This window comes from Acinetobacter sp. TAC-1 (genome assembly GCF_029025845.1).
Classification (GTDB): Bacteria; Pseudomonadota; Gammaproteobacteria; order Pseudomonadales; family Moraxellaceae; genus Acinetobacter; species Acinetobacter guillouiae.
On sequence record NZ_CP118892.1, the window covers coordinates 1834355 to 1854058 of the forward strand.

Genomic DNA, 19704 nt, shown 5'->3' on the forward strand with positions numbered 1-19704 from the left:
ATTGCTATATCTAAAAAGACTTTGTTCGATGGCGGTGGTTGCGCTTATCCAACAAAGTCTTTTTTATTGGCGAATAAAAAGTATTAAAAGAATTCGCTGTATTTTAAAGCTAAGGGGAAATATAGCCTTTAGAAAAACCAGCTAAGTCAAATTACTTTTCACCAATTGAATCGGCTCTAAGAGTTTTTCACCCAGAGAGCTGTGCATTTCTCTTTCAATTAAACGAGTAATTGAATCTAAAGGTAAATCATTTTCTTGTAGGCCAAATGGTTCTTCAAGCTGAGCACTCAAAGCATCTAGTCCCAAAAATAAATAAGCAATTAAACTGACGATGACGGGTGTCCAAATCCCTAAACTTGCTTCTAAACTAAACGGCAAAATCAAACAAAAGCAATATACTGTGCGATGTAATAAGACTGAATAAGAATAAGGCAATGGGGTGGTTAGAATGCGATCACAGCCAGCCTGAATATTACCCATTGCAACAATATGATGATTTAAACCTTGATAGATAATGTCAGAAATTTCACCTGATTTAAGTGATTGCACTAAAGATTTTTGGATTTCTTCTAAAACAAATTGTGCAGCATTAATGTGGTTTGCCAGTTGGCTAAAGCTTAATTCATCTAAATCAACTTTATTTTTATAAAATTCAATGGACTGATTTTGATTGCGTAAACGATTTCTTAATAAACGGGTAAATAGCATCACACGATACATTAAAACTTTACGCTGGTTTTCTTGCAAAACATGCGTGTCACGAGAAAGATGGCGTGAGGTTGCAATCAAAGCACCCCAGAGTTTACGACCCTCCCACCAACGATCATAACATGCAGTATTTCTAAAGCTTAAGAAAATAGAAAGGATAATCCCGAACACGGTAAACCCAATTGCAGGTACAGCAGGAATTGTAAAATAGTGATGTGATGATAGGTAAACCAGAACTGTCGAGATCAGCACAACAAAAGTTAATGCGGGTAAGACTTTGGGAAGAATGGTGCCGTGCCAAGCAAAGAGAAGTGCGAAGCTGTTACTTTTATCACGAATGATCATACTGTCTACCTTACTATTACTGTGACAGTGTTTCATAGAGAAAAGCAGAAATGCAAGTTGCAAATAAGCAATTTAAAAAATACGGCTGATCAAAAGCCGTATTTTGAGCGGTTTATGTTCTCCAACGTAAAAACCAGTTTTCAATCAATTTCATCAGATTGTCAGTGAGTTTACCAAGGACAGCCAGCAAGATAATCGCAATAATCACAATATCGGGCCGTGAGGTTTCTCGACCATCACTGAGTAGATAACCGATACCTTGTGTCGCTGCAATCAGTTCTGCTGCAATCATAAACATCCACGCTAGGCTTAAACTGTTTCTGAGTCCAACGAGAATTCCAGGAGATGCAGCAGGCAGAACAATTTGGAAGATACTTTGTAGATAGGTCAGACGGTATACTTTTGCCACTTCTAACAACTTTGAATCAACACCATGTATGGCAGATACGCTATTGGTATAGGTGGGAAAGAATGCACCAATCGCGATTAAGGTAATTTTTGAGGCTTCATCAATGCCTAACCACAAAAGCAATAACGGAATCCAAGCAAGGCTTGGAATAGACTTGATCGCTGAAAATGTGGGTTCTAAAAAATCTTCAATGTGTTTGTTTAAACCCACTGCAATTGCAAAAATGAGTCCCAATAGGCTACCAATAAAAAATCCTAAAAATACACGCCAAGTACTGGTATAGATATGGGTCAATAAATCACCTGCGGCAAGCTCCTTGAATGAGTCAACTAAGCTACTTGGGGCAGGGAGCAGATAAGACTCAATCCATCCAAAACGAACTAAATACTCGCATAATAAAATGAGCAGCAACGGAAGTGTAATTCCTTTTACCCATTTTAAAACATTGGCCTTAAAGGCAGGTTTGTTTAAACCCGTCTGCGCTATACGTACATTTGATTCGCTTTGCGTCGATTGGGTATGTATAGACTTTGTCATTACTTTTCAGCAACCTTGCCAATGACCTTTTGTGCATATTTGCTGTCAAATAGTTGATCTACAACTTGATTTACATTGGTGCCTTTTCGAACCAGTTCCTCTTCAGTCAAAATAGTGCCTGCTTTCTTTAGCGCATTAAGCTGTTTCGCAGTTGGAATGTTTTGATCTAGATTGGTTCGGCTCAATTGCAATTTCGCCACTTCAAGTGGCAATTTTGCTTCACGTGCTAATAATTCTGCAAGTTTATCTGGATTGGCTTTTGCCCATTTACGTGCTTGTTCATAAGCTTTAATTACAGCCTCAACTGCTTCTGGGCTTTGGGTGCTAAATTGATCTTTTACACTTAACACGCTGTAACTATTAAAAGCGATATTGCGATAGAGCAGTTTTGCGCCTGATTGCAATTGTGCAGATGCCATCAGTGGATCAAGACCAGCCCAAGCATCTACCTGACCACGTTCTAAAGCTGTTTTCCCGTCTGGATGTTGTAGATGTACCAATTGCACATCACGTTTATTTAAGCCGACCGTTTCAAGTGCTTGAAGCGTAAATAAGAATGGATCTGTACCTTTGGTTGCAGCAATTTTTTTTCCTTTGAGGTCTTTTAAGGATTTGATTGCTGAGTTTTTAGCAACGACTAATGCAGTCCATTCTGGCTGGCTTTGGATATAAACCGTTTTAATTGGACTGCCATTGGCACGACTCAATACTGCTGCTAAACCCGCAGTAGAGGCGAAATCGATACTGCCACTGTTTAAATATTCAAGTGAACGGTTACTGCCTTGGCTAAACACCCATTTGACCTCTGTTTTGGGTAAGGCTTTTTCTAACAGCTTTTGTTCTTTAACCACTAAACTTGTTGGGGCGTAATAGGCATAGTCTAATTTCAATGTTGTTGGGATGGCTGCAAAAGAAGACATTGCGGTTAAGCTTAAGGCTAAGGTGGAAACTAAGCGCGTCATTTTTTTGCTAAAAACGTTCATACATACCCCATAAAATTCAAAGAGAAACACAGAGCTAGATATGTATATTTTTTAGGGTAAAAGTACAAAAAAGAAAAACAGATATTCACTTCTTAAAATATGAAATATAAAAAATATTGGTTTAACTATATGAATAAATTTATGTTTTTAAAGTATGCATATTTGTTTGTTGAATAGATGATTATTGAAATGAGTTATAAAAAAATATTCTAATTAAATTTTAGTCATTAGACATAAAAAATGCCTCTATACAGAGGCATTTTTGGATTGGGCAAATTAAACTGGATAATCTTCCAGACTGTCTGCAATTTCAACTTGGTCTAATGCATTGGTTTCAAGTGCTAGACAAAGCGCAACAATTTTTGCAGTATCAGCAATGTTTTCTTTTTTCATTGCTAAGCCTGATTGAATTGCATCTAATCGCTCTTGGTGAATATCAAGTGCTTGTGCGACTTCTGCAGCATCATTGGTTTTGAAAAAATCATTCATAGCATGTTCAAAGTCATGATCTGAAGCTTTTAAAATACCTTCGATAAGCTCATCTAAATGTTCAGTTTGAGCAGAAAGGGAATGAATAAAGTTTTGAACTAGATTTTGCTCTAGTACATCAATCATCTTAATCATGTTAGTGACCTAAAAGTGATTAAAGGGGAGGAGGGTACCACAGGAAATAAGCAGAAAACCTGCTTTAAATTGGGTAATAAATATACCATTATTGATTAATTTGCAACCTTATTCAGATAAGCTGTAAATATCGAGCTTGTCTTTATATTGATATATTTTTTATTATAATTTTGATTTTAAATAAATTTTCCTAAAAACTGAGTTTTGTTTAACGATGTTATCAAGGTTATTTGGGTTCTCTATAAGCACCTGGACTTACCCCAGTCCATTTTTTAAATGCCCGATGAAATGCGCTGGCATCCTGAAAATTCAACAGCTCACTGATGTCTTGTAAGGTATGTGTGGTTTTACCAAGCAGTTCAATCGCCATATCTCGCCGTATATCATTTTTGAGTTGTTGGTAACTGCTGCCTTCATTTTTTAAACGGCGTTGTATGGTGGCTTCTGAAATATTGAGCTGCGCTGATAGTTCACCGAGTTCTAACCATTCAGCAGGAGCAATAGAAAGTAATTGCTTGCGAATCATTGAACTTAAAGCCAAAGGATTCTTAAATCTTAATAGTAGATTTTCAGGGGTGTTTTTAATAAAACCATACCAAGATTTTTGATCACGTTTGATTTGAATGTTTAAGTAGTTTGCATCGAATTGCAGATAATTTTCATCTGCTTGGTAAGTAATATTTTCACAGAATCGAACGCGATAATCGCTGTCATCTTCAGGAGGCGTGCATTTTAATTGCAATTGATTGAGTAAAACTCTTTGATCTACTAACCAACAGATCAAACTGTGAATCAACATAATATAAGTGGCATAGCAGAACATACGCTTAGTTTGTAATTTGTCTGTAATGACAATGTATGCATAATTTTCATCTATAATCAGTTTGCTGGAGAAGTCATCCAAGACAAAATTAAAATATTGCAAAATTTGTTCAATCGCTGTCTGTAGTGTATCCGCTTGCATGACCATTTTAGACAATAATTTATAACAACCGCGTCGCATCTGATGCGAGTCCATGCCAAAGAACTCATCATTCATATGGTCTGCTATTTTAGTCCAAAGTTTTGCATAAGCTGAAACAGCAATACGTGATTTGGTTGCATGAAATATTTCCAGCGGTATCTCTGCATCATGCAAAATCTGCTGTATATCATAGCCCTTGTCTTGGGCACTGCTCAGCGCCTCATGTACCAGTGCAATTGAAATTGTGCCTTTGCTTTCACTGAATTGTTGATTGTTCACAGTGTATTCCATTATCTTGTGAGACGTGTTTTGTGACTAAAGTTTTCCAAAAAGATGTTTAAATTGTCCAAATACATCATACAGGATGCAACTTTTGGAAATTGTACTCAAGCTTGACTATGTTTACTCTGCATCTTAAGTCGAAAGTGGGTTTAATTCATCATTTAAACTGCTCAATTCAAACAATGAACTAGGAAAGTAAAATGAAAATTGAAGGAAAAGTTTTTGTTGTGACTGGTGGTGCATCTGGATTAGGTGCAGCGACAGCCACACATTTGATTGGTCAAGGTGCGAAAGTGATCATGGTGGATATGAATCACCAGCTTGGCGAAGAAATGCAGAAGCGCTTAGGTGAAAAGTCCAAATTTGTTCAACTTGATGTGACCGATGAAGTTGCTGTTGAACAATTCTTTAAAAATGTGGAGCAGGATTATGCTCAATTAAATGGCTTAATTAATTGTGCAGGGATTGGTCCATCTGCCAAAGTACTAGGTAAAAATGGCATCCATGCTTTAGACGCATTTCAAAAAGTATTGAATATTAATGTCGCAGGAACATTTAACATGCTGCGTTTTGCCGCAGATGTCATTTCTCGTTATGCATTACCAGCAGGTGAAGAAGATCGTGGTGTGATTATTAACACTGCTTCAGTGGCTGCGTTTGATGGCCAAATTGGTCAATCCGCTTATGCTGCATCTAAAGGTGCTGTTGTTGCAATGACATTACCTTTGGCGCGAGAACTTGCGCAACATGCCATCCGTGTGATGACCATTGCACCAGGGATTATGGAAACTCCAATGTTGAAATCATTACCACAAAATGTTCAAGATGCGTTGGGTGAAATGGTGCCTTTTCCTAAACGCCTTGCGAAGCCTGAAGAGTTTGCACAGCTTGTTGGTCATATTTGTGAAAATAGCTATTTAAATGGTGAAACAATTCGATTAGACGGCGCAATCCGTATGCAGCCAAAGTAATCTGGTCTAATCCGTCTGCTTATTTCTAACTTTGCTTTAACGTAAGCAATAGCAAACTTTTAAAAAATTGAATACTGCCTGACATGATCTAAACCATCATGTTAGGCAGACTTTAGCCTAAATTTATACAAACAACGAGATTTTGATTGGTCGCTGATCATGATTGCAGTGATTTAAAATTTAAAAGTGCTGAGAGGGATGCTCAAATGATTCTCAATGATGAACAAAAAATGGTTCAGGAAATGATGCGAAATTATTCGCAGAATAAACTTAAACCTACAGCTGCTGAACGTGATAAAACTGCAAAATTTCCTCATCAAGAACTCAAAGAGTTGGGTGAACTGGGTGCATTAGGTATGACCGTGTCTGATCAATGGGGTGGCGCAGGTTTGGACTATATCTCCTTGGTGACGGCAATTGAAGAAATTGCTGCAGGAGATGGTGCAATTTCAACCATTGTCAGCGTACAAAATTCTTTGCCTTGTGGAATTATCCAAAAATATGGGACAGACCAACAAAAACAAGACTACTTAATGCCATTGGCAACAGGTCAATGGCTTGGCTGTTTCTGTTTAACGGAACCACAGGCGGGTTCAGACGCAGGTGCTTTGCTATGTAAAGCACAACGTGATGGCGATTCGTGGGTGATTAATGGAACCAAACAATTCATAACTTCTGGACAGCACGCACAAGTGGCGATTGTGTTTGCAGTTACGGATAAATCCGCAGCAAAGAAAGGTATTTCTTGTTTTATCGTTCCAACCAATACAGAAGGTTATATCGTTTCTCGGATTGAAGACAAAATGGGACAACATTGCTCAGATACTGCAACAATTGTTTTTGAGAATTGTCGGATTCCTGCTGAGAACATATTAGGAAATGAGGGTGAAGGATATAAAATCGCCTTGTCGAATTTAGAGTCAGGTCGCATTGGTATCGCCGCTCAATGTGTGGGAATGGCAAGAGCAGCGTTGGATGCTGCGGTTGAATATGCCAATCAGCGTAAAGCTTTCGGAGTGGAGTTGGTACAACATCAGGCTGTGGCATTTCGCTTAGCCGATATGGCCACTCAAATCGAAGCAGCACGGCAGTTGATTTACCATGCCGCAAGTTTAAAAGATGCAGGTTTAGCTTGTTTAAAAGAAGCATCGATGGCGAAGTTATTTGCATCTGAAATTGCTGAAAAAGTCTGCTCAGATGCGATACAAATTCATGGTGGTTATGGCTATGTTGCTGATTTTCCAGTAGAGCGAATCTATCGAGACGTTCGAGTCAGTCAGATTTATGAAGGCGCTTCCGATATCCAACGTTTAGTTATCGCAAGAGCGGTGATTCAGTAAGTTCAATTGTAGATTAGCGCATCAAAACTCTATCTCAAGACCAGCTTCGCACTGGTCTTTTTTATTTTAAAGCCTTCCACCAAGACAGCAAAAGCAGATGTTCAAAAACCGCAATACAATTGAGGTATTTGGAAATTGTGTGTGATTTCTAATCATGGTTATCTATAAGCATAGGAACACATGTTGAATGATTCAACATTTTTAGAAAAGCTAGAAAGCAAAATATGGAACTGCACATCGAGATGATTTGTGCTGAAAATACAAGGATATTGCCATGAAAACATTGGAACAAGCCTATCAAGAATTCGATTATGGAAAACTAATCAATGAGCAACTGGTTGGCAACCCACAGTCAATCAATGCCTATATCGAGTGCTGCGAGCGTTTTGTCGGTTTAAATAAAGTGGCTTTGATCTGGGAAGGCAAAAACGGTGAGTCTTCACAATGGACCTTTGAACAACTGGCACAAGCATCAGGAAAATTAGCCAATTATTTACAATCGCTAGGCATAAAAACAGGCGATTGTATTGCTGGCTTATTACCACGGACTCCAGAACTATTGATCACCATATTGGCAACTTGGCGTATCGGAGCAATTTATCAGCCCTTATTTACCGCCTTTGAATCAAAAGCGATTGAGCATCGCGTAGCAACAGCCAATACCCAACTGATCATCACCAACACTGAACAACGTGCCAAACTAAACGGGATTGAACTTCCGCATATTCTCACTGTTCATCCACAAGATTTTGCAACAACAAAAGATGCAGATTTTTGGCAAGAACTAGCAGGTCAATCAGCTGAATGTGCACCCGTCATGTTGAGTTTTGCTGATGATTTTTTAATGATGTTTACCTCTGGAACAACAGGTTTGGCAAAATCCGTTCCAGTGCCATTAAAAGCGATTTTGGCCTTTAAAGAATATATGCGTCATGCCGTTGATTTACGTGAAGATGATTCATTTTGGAACCTTGCGGATCCAGGTTGGGCATATGGTCTATATTATGGTATTGCTGGCCCATTGGGATTAGGTCACAGTATTATCATGGATGAACGTGCATTTAGTGTCGACCATGCTTTAGAAATTATTCAAAAATACCAAGTCAGTAATCTTACCGGTTCACCGACAGCATTTCGTATGTTCTTTGGCTTTAAAGAAAAATTTAATGCTTCAATCAAAGCGCATTTACGTGCAGTCAGCAGTGCGGGTGAACCTTTAACACCTGAAGTAATTCACTGGTTTAATCATGACTTAAATGTCAATATTTATGACCAATATGGGCAGACAGAATTAGGTATGGTGATTGGTAACCATCATGCTTTAGCACATGCAATAAAAGTCGGCTCAGCAGGCTTTGCTAATCCTGGTCATCGTTTTGCAGTGTTAAATCAAGACAACCAAGAAGTTGAACGAGGTGAGATTGGAACGCTAGCAATTGACTTCTCTCAATCACCACTCACATGGTTTAAAGGTTATGGTGGAAATAATCGTAAATCCTTCGTTGGCCATTATTACTTAACCGGGGATACGGTTCGTTTGAATGAATTAGGTGGAGTTGATTTTATTGGTCGTGCAGACGATGTCATTACAACTTCAGGTTATCGTGTTGGGCCATTTGATGTAGAAAGTACACTTTTGGAATGTGTTGAAGTTTTAGAATCTGCCGTGATTGGTAAACCTGATCCAGAAAGAACAGAGATCGTAAAAGCTTTTGTTGTGCTCAAGCCTCAGTTCAAGGGTTGTCATCAATTGAATGCTAAATTACAAGAATATGTTCGTTCACGATTATCTAAGCATTCTTACCCACGTGAAATTGAGTTTGTTGAAAGCTTACCCAAAACATCTAGTGGCAAAATTCAACGTAATTTATTGAAGCAACAAGAAGTGGCTAAATTACAGCAAATGCAATTGCAGGCTTAATATTTTAAAATCTTTTAAAGTTCCATGCTGTGCACCCGAAAGGGTGCTTTTTTATGATCAGCATAAGATCTCGTATTTCTAAGGTCCTTATAACAATTTGAGTCCACTTTGCCTGTGGTATATTTTGTCTAAACTATAAATGGATCAAATAGAATGATTCCAATTCACGATATTGTCATTAATAAAAATTAATCTGCTTTAAATTTCAACAAACGTTAAAAATTATGCAAAATTTAAAACCACATACACTTTGTTTAAGCCTTGCACTATTGGGCTGTTCATTTCCAAGCTACGCACAATTGATGTTTAGCCAATACATCGATGGCACAGGAAATAGAAAAGGATTAGAAATTTATAATCCAGATGGCAGCACTGTAAATCTTGCAGATTATCAAATTGAACAATATACCAATGGGGCAACGAGTAAAACAGCAACTTACACCTTAGAGGGAAATTTAGCCAGTAAAGCAAAATTTATTGTAGGTCGTACCGAATTACAGGCAGAACTTGGCACTAAAGTGAATCAGGTTGCTGGTTTGTCATTCAATGGCGATGATGCCTTAGTCCTTGTGTATAAAGGCACTGCTGTAGATCGTTTTGGGCGGATTGGGGAAAGACCTGCAAGTGGCGGTTGGGGGAGCACAATCACTAGTGCTGGAAATAGCCTAAGCAGAATAAAAAATAAAAATGATGTCAGCGCTGTAGATCCAAATAGTGCCTTTGATTTGGACAGTGAGTGGAGCAAATGGTCAGATCGTAATGCATTCAGTAGCTATTTAGGTACTGGTACAACGACACCGCCAATCCCTGCAATCAGTTGTAGTACTGCTGATACTGCAATTGCAGATTTACAATCTGCGGCACAAAACCAACAATATGTGGTTCGAGGTGTCATTACAGCGGATTATCGCTATCAAAATGGTTTTTCAGGTTTCTATATTCAAACCCCTGACAGTAAAGCTAAAGCAAATTTGAGCAATGCGATCTTTGTCTATCTCCCTGCTGCAAGCACAATCACTGGCGGTAAAGTAGGTGAAGAAGTTATTCTGAAAGGGCGTTTAACCAATTATGAAAATCAATTGCAAATTGATCAACTGAGCAGCAATATTCAAACCTGTAATAATCAAGCCGCAAGTTTGGTGAGTTCTACTCCGATTCAACTGCCATTTTCAAGTTTAACCGATGCTACAGGCAATGCACCTAAGCGCTATCAAGGTATGTTGGTAAAAATTCCTCAAACCTTAACGGTTAGCGAGAATTATGATTATGGTCGATATGGTCAATTGTCTTTAAGTTTGGGACGCTTATATATCCCAACCAATTTATATCCTGCGAAATCCAATGAAGCGGTTGCTTTAGCAAAACAAAATCTATTGTCTAAGATTATCTTGGATGATGGTTATAACAATCAAAACAGAACACCGTGGTTGCCACAAACATTTAATGCGGCAAACACTTTACGTACAGGCTATCAGCTTAAAAATGTTGAAGGGATTTTGGAATACCGTTTCAATGCTTGGCGTATTCAACCGATTCAAAACAAAGCTTTGCCTGAGGTTGTCAAAGACAGCAATCTGCGGAATTCAACCGTCTTGGCAAAAGAGAGTAAACAGGTTCGTGTTGCCGCATTTAACGTCTTAAATTATGACAATTCTCCGCTGATTGGTGTTAAACCAGATCGTGGTGCAAACACCGAGACAGAATTTAATCGTCAACATGCCAAAATAGTCAGTGCGATTAAAACCATTGATGCAGATGTTTATGGCTTAATGGAAATTGCCAACAATGGTTATGGCGAAAAAAGTGCTGTGAATTACTTAACCAAAGCTTTAGGTGCAGATTGGAAATATGTCATCCCACCGAATATGGATAAGTTAGGTACTGATGTGATTGCAGTTGCGATTATTTATAATAGCAAACGTGTAAAACCTGTTGGTAATCCTGTGGTATATGATGATTTGACACAGAAAAACCGAGTCACGATGGCACAAAGCTTCCAAGCGGTAACGGGAGGAAAAACCTTTACTGTTGTACCAAATCACTTAAAGTCTAAAGGTAGTTGTCCTGACGATAAAACCTCACCAGAAGCAAACCAAGGTGATGGTCAAGGCTGTTGGAATCCGACTCGTGTTACTGCAGTACAAAAATTGATTCAGTGGATTGCAACCAACCCGACCAAAGCTGAAAAACCAAATTATTTATTGGTTGGGGATATGAACAGTTATGCCAAAGAAGATCCAATCTTGGCATTTGAAAAAGCCAACTACAAAATATTGCTAAATGATGAAAAAGTAGGGCAAGGTAAATCTGCATATAGCTATGTCTTTGGTGTGGCCAGTGATGCAACCGGGAATGGTGGTGCGGGTAATTTAGATCATGCAATTGCAGATGCAAACTTATACCCAATGGTTAAACGTACTTTTGCATGGCATATCAATGCTGATGAACCAACAGCATTAGACTACAATGAAGAATATAAGACTGAAGAACAAATTGCTTCTTTCTATGCGCCAGATGCTTTCCGTTCTTCTGATCACGATCCGGTTATTGTTGATTTAGATTTAAATGAATCAAGTGGTACTACAGGTGGGCATAAGAGCAGTGGGGGCAGTACGGGACTGTGGTCTTTATTTGGACTGATGTTACTTACAGCGAGCTCAGTATTAGCGCGTTCAAAAAAGAAATCCTAATACGCGATATCTTTTTAAAGAGAAACTAGTGATCTAGTTTCTCTTTTTTTATGCTTTTATAAAACTATATAACATAAAAAATTGCACCAACTGATTTAAGACAGAATCTCTTCATAGATCAAGCGAATGATATTGGTCGAAATACTATTTCATTCATCTAAATCATTCGGTTTTATCTTTCAACGGTACTATGGCTCGGATCACGGTAAAACCCTGCTGAGAATGGATTTCAAAACTACCTCCAATTCTTTTTACTCGCACTTGCATACTCTGCAAACCCACATGCAAACCAGCTTGAACCTGATCAACTTCAAAGCCAATGCCATTGTCTTGAATGGTTAAAACGAGTTGTTGTCGTTCATCTTCAACCAACGAAACTTCGACATCAGTTGCATGGCTGTGTTTTACAATATTGGTTAAGGCTTCTTCTGCGACACGAGAAAAGGTTAAACAAATCAATGCAAGCGGTTTATGTTTCCATTTTTCTGCAAAAATCCAAGTCGATTCAATCTCCATTTCTTCGAAAATTTGTATAAAACGATGACGCAATGGCGCAACCCACATCACTGGGCTTTCTGGTATTTTTGCCCCAGCACTGCTTCCTGAGTCAATCACTTGGCGTAAGTCATTTCTTAACAGTTTAAACATAGAGATCACTTGTTGTTTTTCAATATGTTCACTGTGATCCAGTATAATCATCGAGCGAACAATTGAACCACCTAGTCCATCATGTAATTCATGAGACAGATTTAGACGCTCTTGCAACCGCATATTATCAATTTCGAGTTGGTACTTTTTATCTAAAGATTGTTCTAAGTCAAACGTGACTTTTTCAATAGTTTCTTCAAGCGTCTGATTAAATTTTTCAATACGTCCAACATTCTGTGAAATACGATAAGCCAAGATAAACGAGATTGCTAAGCTGGTAATTGGAGCGGCCAATGGCGTCCAATAGAGCGTCTGATCCAGATGATGGATCATGCTATAAAAATCATGAACAATAATAAGTAAATAGATGAGGAAAATAAACGCAAGCAGGAGAATGTCCATCTTTCTACGTTTAAAAGCAATCCACTGAAAAAACAAGCAATTAAAAATAAATACCATGCCAGAATAGAAAAAGACAGAGGATAAGCTACGCTCTAGATAATTGATCGGTGTCAATAGCAATGCCGCAATCGCGATTGTAGAGGTCAATAAAAGTAAACGTTCTAAATACGGATAATGGCGATTGGCAAAACGCCAAGCAAATAAACAGAGGCAATAGGTATATCCAACTAAAAATACCAGATTTAGACGTGCTGTTAAGATACTGTCGGTAAAAGGAAGAGGATGGGTCGAAATGATATTGTAGGCAAACAATACCCATAAAAATGAAGTTAAACCAAACCACCCAAAGGCTTTTTCTTGGCGTCGAAATAGCCATATGGTAAAACCTGTAGTTCCCACCACAAAGGTAATAATAATATTGATAAAAAATAAAGTTCGCCGTTCAAAAACCAACTGATCCTGTTGATTGGCGATATCTTCGGCCTGACCAAATTTAATTTTTCCTAGACCTGAATGTTGTGATGCAACCCCTACAACACGGACTAAAATTTCATTTTGCTGGTTTTGGATAGATGTAGCAGGAAGCACCCAATACCTTGGCATATTCCAACTTCTAGACAATGGTTCTACTAAGGATTTGTCTTTCCATAACAGTTCATTATTGCTATAGACTGCTCCTGCAATATTGATCCGTTCAATCAGTAAGGCGACAGGTTGATTTTCCTGATCACACTGATATTGCCATTTGATTTTATACCAAGCAGTGCCTGTGTAGTTATTCCAGCGCGTTTCCCAGTCATCTGGCAAGGTGACTGTTTTCCATCCCTGTTGGGGAACCTGTTCAAGATTTGCAAGCGCTTGAGCAACTTGTATGCTTTGGATTTGAAAGTGGCAGGCTGCATCTGTTGTATTGGACTGACCTGTTAAGGCTGCACCAGCAAAAGCAAAATGCTGGGTCAAACTTAGCATAAGACCGAACAACCCGATTAATTTTAGAATTAGTCGAGTAATCCTAAGTTGCGTGCTGTATCGATGGCTTTGGCTCTGTTGCATACCGCAAGTTTCCGATAAATATGTTTAATATGAGATTCAACGGTATAACGGGATAAATTGAGTTGATCTGCAATTTCCTTATTGCTTAAACCTTGAGAAACCAGTTCTAAAATTCCCAATTCTCTTTTGGATAATACACTGTCCTGATCAGTGACTTTCTGACAGGGTGCAGTTTTATTTGAATTATTTTTTTCATTAAAGTGTAGTTGTTTTAAAATTTTTTGAGCAATAAATGGATCAATCGGCGCTCCACCACGCAAGACACTTTTGATCGAAAGAGAAACTTCTAAGTCATCTCTTTCTTTGAGCACATAGCCTGTTGCACCTGCACTTAGTGCATTGAGGATCGCATCTTCAGTGCTCCATGCAGAGATCACTAAAATCATGATGGTTGGATCATAGTTTTTTAAAATTTCAATAAACTCAATTCCATTACCATCAGGCAAGCCCAAATCAACCAATGCAAAAGAGGCTGAGTGTATACTGAGTTGTTCTTTGGCTTGAGCTAAACTTTGGGCAAAACGTAAATCTGAAATTGAGTATCCTAGATTAATTAATATGTCAGTCAGTCTTTTTTGTATAAGCGGCTCATCTTCTACGATGATAACTGGAACAGGTAAACTTAACTCATTGTTCATGATGTAAAAAACTCGCCCATGTCTATTGGACTTAGTTTTTCAGATATTGATGGCTTTATCTATACCTGATAATAGGTATTTTTAGTATTTAATAAGGGTCTGTTGATATTTCATAAATGGCTTGCGTTGTAGGTTAAAATTGAGCATGAGACGTATACGTCGTAAAGCATGAATGAGAATAGCGAGACTATTTTCAAGTTTCATAACGTAGGCTGAGATAATTTTAACCACAACCCTGAGCAAGAACAAAGCACTGCTTTGTTTGCAGCGCAAGGCGCAGCGGGGGACTAGAGTGTTTTTTGCCGCTACGTTGTTACCTTGCGAAACGATGTTTCTCATCATTTAGAGTGACTAAATTTCGTATTTCGCGCCTAGTATCGCCTAAAAAACATTCGTAGTCGCAAACATAGACGAATTGTCAACAGACCCAAAGTGATTAGGAATGAATATTCAGTTTATTACAATCGCGTTTTAACGCACTTACTGAGTATCAAATAATGCCTAAAGTCAATTTATTGAGACCAAGTTAACTTTTTGAGATAAGGTTATTGAGACAAGTTAAGTAAATATTCAAATTTTAGTAGATAAAAATCACAATTTAACAGCAAAATATCGGTTATATTCGCTGAATAATGGATTATTTTTATAATGGATGTAGCTTACGATGATTAAATTCCTTAGAAATTTGGCAGTGATACAATGCATTGCGATTACCATTTTGGCTATTGTTCTTTACCTATATTAAATGCTGATCATCACTGCCTTAAGAAAAATAAAGCTGTTTATTTTACCGCACTAAATTGATCAACCAAGTTACGACTTGCTTCATTCATCCCTATAATTTCAACCTGAATGTTATTTTGCAGAAACTTGTTTTGTACCTGATTGAGCATACTGACAGAGGTGATATCCCAAATATGGGCATGGGTTAAATCAATAATGACATGATCAACAGATTCATTAAAATCAAAAAACTGAAAGAATTTTTCTGAACTGCTAAAGAAAATTTGCCCAAAAATTTCATATTTACGGGTCGTGCTGTTCAATAGATGAGACTGGACACGCACTGCATTTTCTAATTTATTGACTAAGAAAAGTGCGGATAAAAGTACACCAATCAACACACCTAAAGCTAAGTTATGCGTCATCAGTACAATGACCACCACCGCAAGCATCACGCTATTGCTTTGTTTGGGATGTTTTGAAAAGTTTTTGATTGAGTCCCAGTTGAATGTAGTAAAAGCCACCATAATCATAATTGCCACAAGTGCAGCCATTGGAATATAAGACAGCCATTCTTTTAAAAAGACCACTAAACACAGTAAAAAAACACCAGCAACCAAGGTCGATAAGCGAGTTCGTGCACCAGAAGACACATTGATAATCGATTGCCCAATCATGGCACAACCTGCCATACCCCCCATAAACCCACTGACCATATTGGCGATGCCTTGGCCACGGCATTCTTTATGACGATCGCCTTCCGTTTGGGTCACTTCATTAACTATCGTGGTTGTCATCATGGTTTCGAGTAAACCTACGGTGGCCAAGGTGATGGCATAAGGAAAAATAATTTTTAAGGTATCCAAGTTAAGTGGAATGTCTGGAATTAAAAACAGCGGTAAAGTGTCTGGAAATTTTCCTAAATCACTGACTGTACGCATATCTGCACCCAAAAATAAGGCAGCGAAACTCAATATAATAATGCACACCAAAGGCGAGGGAATGAGTTGACCGATTTTGGGAATATAGGGGAAAAGATAAACAACCCCTAAGCCAAAGGCGACAAATAGATAAGCCGTCAAATCCATACGTTGTAATTCAGGAATCTGTGCCACAAAGATGAGAATAGCCAACGCATTAACAAAACCATAGACGACAGACTGTGAAACAAAGCGCATCAGTTTTGCAACTTTAAAATAGCCAGCAAGAATCTGAAGAATTCCAGTCAAAATTGTGGTGGCAAATAAATACTGTAAACCATGATCTTTGACGAGAGTAACCATCAGCAACGCCATTGCGCCTGTGGCTGCGGAAATCATTGCGGTACGTCCACCGAAGAAAGCAATGCTCACAGCAATACAAAATGATGCATACAGACCGACTTGTGGATCTACGCCTGCAATTGCAGAAAAAGCGATTGATTCAGGAATAAGTGCCAAGCCTACGACCATTCCAGCAAGTACATCTGTACGAATATTGGAAAACCATTCCGCTTTTTTTAGACTAATCACTATAAACCTTTCATCATTCTTTAAAGATGCGTATGTTAAAACATCTCTTAGTGAAAAAGCAGTTAACTTTGACTTGAAAAAGTCTTCATTTTGTTGAATATTCAAGTTATAGCTGATTTTATAAATTTATGCTTTTTGCAATTTTATGTTTTACGACTTGAAATTGTGATCTGAGCCATTTACAACTTAAACAGTCATATAACAAGGATTAGATATGAAATTATATTATTCACCAGGTGCATGTTCTTTAGCTGCCCATATTTTACTCAACGAAATTAATGTTGATTTTGATCTAGAACGTGTTGATTTAAAAACGCATAAAACAGAAAAGGGCGCAGATTATTACGAAATCAATCCAAAAGGCTATGTACCCGCATTAGAAATCAATCCAGGTTTACTTTTGACTGAAAATGTTGCAGTACTGCCTTTTATTGCACAACACGATCCTAAACAGGATTTGATCCCACCATCAGGTTTGGGACGTGCTAAAGTTTTAGAATGGTTGGGTTATTTAAACTCAGAGTTGCATGATGAATATGCCGTCTTCTTTGACCCAGCGATCACTGAAGATGAAAAAGTACGTGGCTATGCAACTATAGATAAAATGTTGAAATATATAGATGACTATCTTGCAGAGTCTGAATACGATTATTTGGTCAATGACCGCTTTGGTCCTGCTGATGCCTACTTGTTTGTACTGACAAATTGGTCGAATTCAATTCATCATGATCTAACCCCATTTACCAATATTGTGGCATTACGCAATAAAGTCGCTGAACGTCAATCTGTACAAATTGCAATGCGTGATGAAGGTTTAATTCCTTAAGTATGCTTGAATTGATATACAAAGCACCTACGGGTGCTTTTTTATTGAATTGATTAATGTGAAATGGGTAGAAACAGGGAAAGATGTTTATTGTTGATTTTTAGTCAATAATGTTTTGCTTATTTTTGCATTTTTTGCGATAAAAATAAGCTCTATAGTTGCGCCATAAATCAAGCGTATTGGCAAAACATAGGTAAACAATGAGTAATATCTTAATCGTAAATGGTGCGAAACAGTTTGCACATTCAAATGGTGAATTAAACGATACCCTAACTGCTTTGGGTGAAGACGTGCTTAGCGATTTGGGACACCGTGTAAAAGTGACACGTACCGATGCAAATTACGATGCTCAAGAAGAAGTAGAAAAATATCTCTGGGCGGATGTTGTGATCTATCAAATGCCAGGTTGGTGGATGGGTGCACCGTGGACCATGAAAAAATATATTGATGATATTTTTACCACTGGTCATGGCAGTTTATATGCCAACGATGGTCGTAGCCGTTCTGATGCTACCAAAAAATATGGTTCAGGTGGTTTGATTCAGGGGAAAAAGTATATGTTGTCGTTAACTTGGAATGCACCCTTGCAAGCGTTTGATGATCCTGAGCAATTTTTCCATGGTGTTGGTGTAGATGGTGTGTATTTACCTTTTCATAAAGCCAATCAATTCTTAGGGATGCAAAGCTTAGAAACATTTATTGTCAATGATGTGATTAAAGCACCACAAATTGCACAATATGAACAGGCATATCGCCAACATTTACAGCAGCTTTTTGCTTAAGCAAATTGGAATTTTGAGTATCTCATTTCAAAAAATTAAGGAGTCTAAAATGTTGACCATTGTCGCTGAAATCCGTGCATATCCAAAAGGATTACACAAAGATAAAATTATCCAAGCATTTAAGAAAATTACCCCGACAGTATTACAAGAGCAAGGCTGTCATGGTTATCAGCTATTGGTTGATGCTGGTGTTGATGTGAGTTATCAAAGCAAGGATTCTGATTTGATCGTGATGCTTGAAAAATGGGAAAGTATTGAACATCTCAATGCCCACTTGCAAACTGAGCATATGCAAGCGTATCAACTTGAAGTAAAAGAGCATGTTGCTGATGTTAAAATCCGTATTTTAGAACATGGATTTTAAAGCTAATTTATTGTTATAAGCTTCTTTCTCGCTTTGGGAGAAGGCTAAGGTGAGGGATTCTTTTATGTTGAATTATTGTTTTTAAAAAATAATTTATAAAAGACATCCATCATTGAACATAACGCTCAAAGTTGATTTGCTCAAGTTTGAGCAAAGGTGCTTTCTTTAATTTTGACCAGGATATCTTTGGTGTATTTTTGCGATCGAGTTCTTGCGTACTGGTGACATTTTTGATTTTCCCTGTTAAAAAATTAGTACTTTCAGTTCGACTGTCACCTGATGGTATATCGAAATAATGTAAATCATAGCCGATCAGATCGAATGATGGGTTTTGATAGCGGAAAGTATAAATATTATTAAAGACCTCCCATGAATTACAACGCAACGAGTAATTTAATGTGATCTTAAGTTGTCCATTCTGGATGATTGGTGAATTGTCCACAATCAATGGATCGATAAGGCAAGGGCGTTCATTGTTGCTTTCTCTAGGGAGTGAAGAATTACTTGCGATAAGGCGGTAAGTTTGAGCGTCTTTAAATAGAACTAATAATTTTCGCTCATTTTGGTTAAGTAGAAGATTTGCTGGCTTTTTATGATTGAATTTATTTTTAACAATATTTACGGGATCCGTATTTTCAATAATCAGCACCATATCAGCCTGTTGATCACCATTTAAGTCACCTTGAACTTTGCTAAGTATTTTCCAATCTTTAGGAATGAAAGCTTGAACATCAGCTTCAGTATTGGTTTCTGCCCACACTAAGCTTGAGCAGACTGTTAATGTAAAAAATAGAAGTAATAGATTGTTATTCTTCATGGTTTTCTTCCAATTCACTGAATTGTAAATTTATGCCTATTTTTAGGCATGTCCCCAAGCTATCACTTTTGATTACCCTGTCTTAGCTAATTTTTTATGGCAAATATCGAGTCCTCTTCGACACCTTTATTCTCAGAATAATATGGCATATTTATGAATTGTTGGT

At 37.8% G+C, this 19704-nt stretch carries 16 protein-coding genes; 7 read left to right on the top strand and 9 right to left on the bottom strand.

What is annotated here, in order from left to right:
• Positions 1-141: 141 nt before the first annotated feature.
• The 5 genes from PYV58_RS08495 to PYV58_RS08515 all read right to left on the bottom strand — a co-directional run bounded on the left by PYV58_RS08495 (position 142) and on the right by PYV58_RS08515 (position 4861).
• The gene (locus PYV58_RS08495) at positions 142-1053 is read right to left on the bottom strand and encodes a bestrophin family protein (protein ID WP_004822414.1); all 912 of its coding nucleotides are present in this window, start codon (positions 1051-1053) and stop codon (positions 142-144) included.
• Positions 1054-1165: 112 nt separating this feature from the next.
• Positions 1166-1999 carry an ABC transporter permease gene (locus tag PYV58_RS08500; protein WP_034613450.1) on the bottom strand — a complete coding sequence of 278 codons (834 nt, stop codon included), beginning with the start codon at positions 1997-1999 and terminating at the stop codon, positions 1166-1168.
• The gene (locus tag PYV58_RS08505; protein ID WP_034613453.1) at positions 1999-2982 is read right to left on the bottom strand and encodes an aliphatic sulfonate ABC transporter substrate-binding protein; all 984 of its coding nucleotides are present in this window, start codon (positions 2980-2982) and stop codon (positions 1999-2001) included. Before PYV58_RS08505 ends, PYV58_RS08500 begins: the two co-directional genes overlap by 1 nt.
• Positions 2983-3258: 276 nt before the next feature.
• Positions 3259-3606 carry a hypothetical protein gene (locus PYV58_RS08510; protein WP_004719389.1) on the bottom strand — a complete coding sequence of 116 codons (348 nt, stop codon included), beginning with the start codon at positions 3604-3606 and terminating at the stop codon, positions 3259-3261.
• Positions 3607-3832: 226 nt separating this feature from the next.
• Positions 3833-4861 carry an AraC family transcriptional regulator gene (locus PYV58_RS08515; RefSeq protein WP_034613460.1) on the bottom strand — a complete coding sequence of 343 codons (1029 nt, stop codon included), beginning with the start codon at positions 4859-4861 and terminating at the stop codon, positions 3833-3835.
• Positions 4862-5052: 191 nt separating this feature from the next.
• Here PYV58_RS08515 and PYV58_RS08520 point away from each other — a divergent pair, with 191 nt between their 5' ends.
• The 4 genes from PYV58_RS08520 to PYV58_RS08535 all read left to right on the top strand — a co-directional run bounded on the left by PYV58_RS08520 (position 5053) and on the right by PYV58_RS08535 (position 11774).
• Entirely contained in the window at positions 5053-5823 is a 771-nt protein-coding gene (locus PYV58_RS08520; RefSeq protein ID WP_004719394.1) for a 3-hydroxyacyl-CoA dehydrogenase, read from the top strand.
• 206 nt (positions 5824-6029) lie between these two features.
• Positions 6030-7163, top strand: a complete 1134-nt coding sequence (locus PYV58_RS08525) for an acyl-CoA dehydrogenase family protein (RefSeq protein WP_034613467.1) — start codon at positions 6030-6032, stop codon at positions 7161-7163.
• 274 nt (positions 7164-7437) lie between these two features.
• Entirely contained in the window at positions 7438-9084 is a 1647-nt protein-coding gene (locus PYV58_RS08530; protein ID WP_034613470.1) for an AMP-binding protein, read from the top strand.
• A 224-nt stretch (positions 9085-9308) separates the two neighbouring features.
• On the top strand, positions 9309-11774 hold the full coding sequence (locus PYV58_RS08535; protein ID WP_034613472.1) for an ExeM/NucH family extracellular endonuclease: 2466 nt from the start codon (positions 9309-9311) through the stop codon (positions 11772-11774).
• Positions 11775-11936: 162 nt separating this feature from the next.
• Here PYV58_RS08535 and PYV58_RS08540 read toward each other — a convergent pair whose 3' ends face one another.
• The 3 genes from PYV58_RS08540 to PYV58_RS08550 all read right to left on the bottom strand — a co-directional run bounded on the left by PYV58_RS08540 (position 11937) and on the right by PYV58_RS08550 (position 16749).
• The gene (locus PYV58_RS08540) at positions 11937-13877 is read right to left on the bottom strand and encodes an ATP-binding protein (protein ID WP_034613476.1); all 1941 of its coding nucleotides are present in this window, start codon (positions 13875-13877) and stop codon (positions 11937-11939) included.
• The gene (locus PYV58_RS08545; RefSeq protein ID WP_034613481.1) at positions 13823-14515 is read right to left on the bottom strand and encodes a response regulator transcription factor; all 693 of its coding nucleotides are present in this window, start codon (positions 14513-14515) and stop codon (positions 13823-13825) included. Before PYV58_RS08545 ends, PYV58_RS08540 begins: the two co-directional genes overlap by 55 nt.
• A 782-nt stretch (positions 14516-15297) precedes the next feature.
• Positions 15298-16749 (bottom strand): SulP family inorganic anion transporter, encoded by a 1452-nt coding sequence (locus PYV58_RS08550; protein ID WP_034616910.1) that lies wholly within the window; start codon positions 16747-16749, stop codon positions 15298-15300.
• Positions 16750-16963: 214 nt separating this feature from the next.
• Here PYV58_RS08550 and PYV58_RS08555 point away from each other — a divergent pair, with 214 nt between their 5' ends.
• The 3 genes from PYV58_RS08555 (at position 16964) to PYV58_RS08565 (ending at position 18721) form a co-directional block, all read left to right on the top strand.
• Positions 16964-17575 carry a glutathione binding-like protein gene (locus PYV58_RS08555; RefSeq protein WP_004719407.1) on the top strand — a complete coding sequence of 204 codons (612 nt, stop codon included), beginning with the start codon at positions 16964-16966 and terminating at the stop codon, positions 17573-17575.
• A gap of 200 nt (positions 17576-17775) precedes the next feature.
• Positions 17776-18357 (top strand): NAD(P)H-dependent oxidoreductase, encoded by a 582-nt coding sequence (locus PYV58_RS08560; RefSeq protein ID WP_034616907.1) that lies wholly within the window; start codon positions 17776-17778, stop codon positions 18355-18357.
• Positions 18358-18406: 49 nt separating this feature from the next.
• Complete coding sequence (locus PYV58_RS08565; protein WP_034616904.1) at positions 18407-18721, top strand: putative quinol monooxygenase; 315 nt, start codon at positions 18407-18409, stop codon at positions 18719-18721.
• Between the two features lie 109 nt (positions 18722-18830).
• Here PYV58_RS08565 and PYV58_RS08570 read toward each other — a convergent pair whose 3' ends face one another.
• Positions 18831-19538, bottom strand: a complete 708-nt coding sequence (locus PYV58_RS08570; RefSeq protein WP_275059798.1) for a hypothetical protein — start codon at positions 19536-19538, stop codon at positions 18831-18833.
• Positions 19539-19704 lie beyond the last annotated feature (166 nt).

Excerpts from the sequence above, each read along its gene's own strand:
- PYV58_RS08570 (WP_275059798.1), bottom strand. The coding sequence starts at position 19,538 with ATGAAGAATAACAATCTATTACTTCTATTTTTTACATTAACAGTCTGC.
- PYV58_RS08560 (WP_034616907.1), top strand. The coding sequence starts at position 17,776 with ATGAGTAATATCTTAATCGTAAATGGTGCGAAACAGTTTGCACATTCA.
- PYV58_RS08505 (WP_034613453.1), bottom strand. The coding sequence starts at position 2,982 with ATGAACGTTTTTAGCAAAAAAATGACGCGCTTAGTTTCCACCTTAGCC.
- PYV58_RS08540 (WP_034613476.1), bottom strand. The coding sequence starts at position 13,877 with ATGCAACAGAGCCAAAGCCATCGATACAGCACGCAACTTAGGATTACT.
- PYV58_RS08495 (WP_004822414.1), bottom strand. The coding sequence starts at position 1,053 with ATGATCATTCGTGATAAAAGTAACAGCTTCGCACTTCTCTTTGCTTGG.
- PYV58_RS08545 (WP_034613481.1), bottom strand. The coding sequence starts at position 14,515 with ATGAACAATGAGTTAAGTTTACCTGTTCCAGTTATCATCGTAGAAGAT.
- PYV58_RS08530 (WP_034613470.1), top strand. The coding sequence starts at position 7,438 with ATGAAAACATTGGAACAAGCCTATCAAGAATTCGATTATGGAAAACTA.
- PYV58_RS08555 (WP_004719407.1), top strand. The coding sequence starts at position 16,964 with ATGAAATTATATTATTCACCAGGTGCATGTTCTTTAGCTGCCCATATT.
- PYV58_RS08535 (WP_034613472.1), top strand. The coding sequence starts at position 9,309 with ATGCAAAATTTAAAACCACATACACTTTGTTTAAGCCTTGCACTATTG.
- PYV58_RS08520 (WP_004719394.1), top strand. The coding sequence starts at position 5,053 with ATGAAAATTGAAGGAAAAGTTTTTGTTGTGACTGGTGGTGCATCTGGA.
- PYV58_RS08510 (WP_004719389.1), bottom strand. The coding sequence starts at position 3,606 with ATGATTAAGATGATTGATGTACTAGAGCAAAATCTAGTTCAAAACTTT.
- PYV58_RS08525 (WP_034613467.1), top strand. The coding sequence starts at position 6,030 with ATGATTCTCAATGATGAACAAAAAATGGTTCAGGAAATGATGCGAAAT.
- PYV58_RS08500 (WP_034613450.1), bottom strand. The coding sequence starts at position 1,999 with ATGACAAAGTCTATACATACCCAATCGACGCAAAGCGAATCAAATGTA.
- PYV58_RS08565 (WP_034616904.1), top strand. The coding sequence starts at position 18,407 with ATGTTGACCATTGTCGCTGAAATCCGTGCATATCCAAAAGGATTACAC.
- PYV58_RS08515 (WP_034613460.1), bottom strand. The coding sequence starts at position 4,861 with ATGGAATACACTGTGAACAATCAACAATTCAGTGAAAGCAAAGGCACA.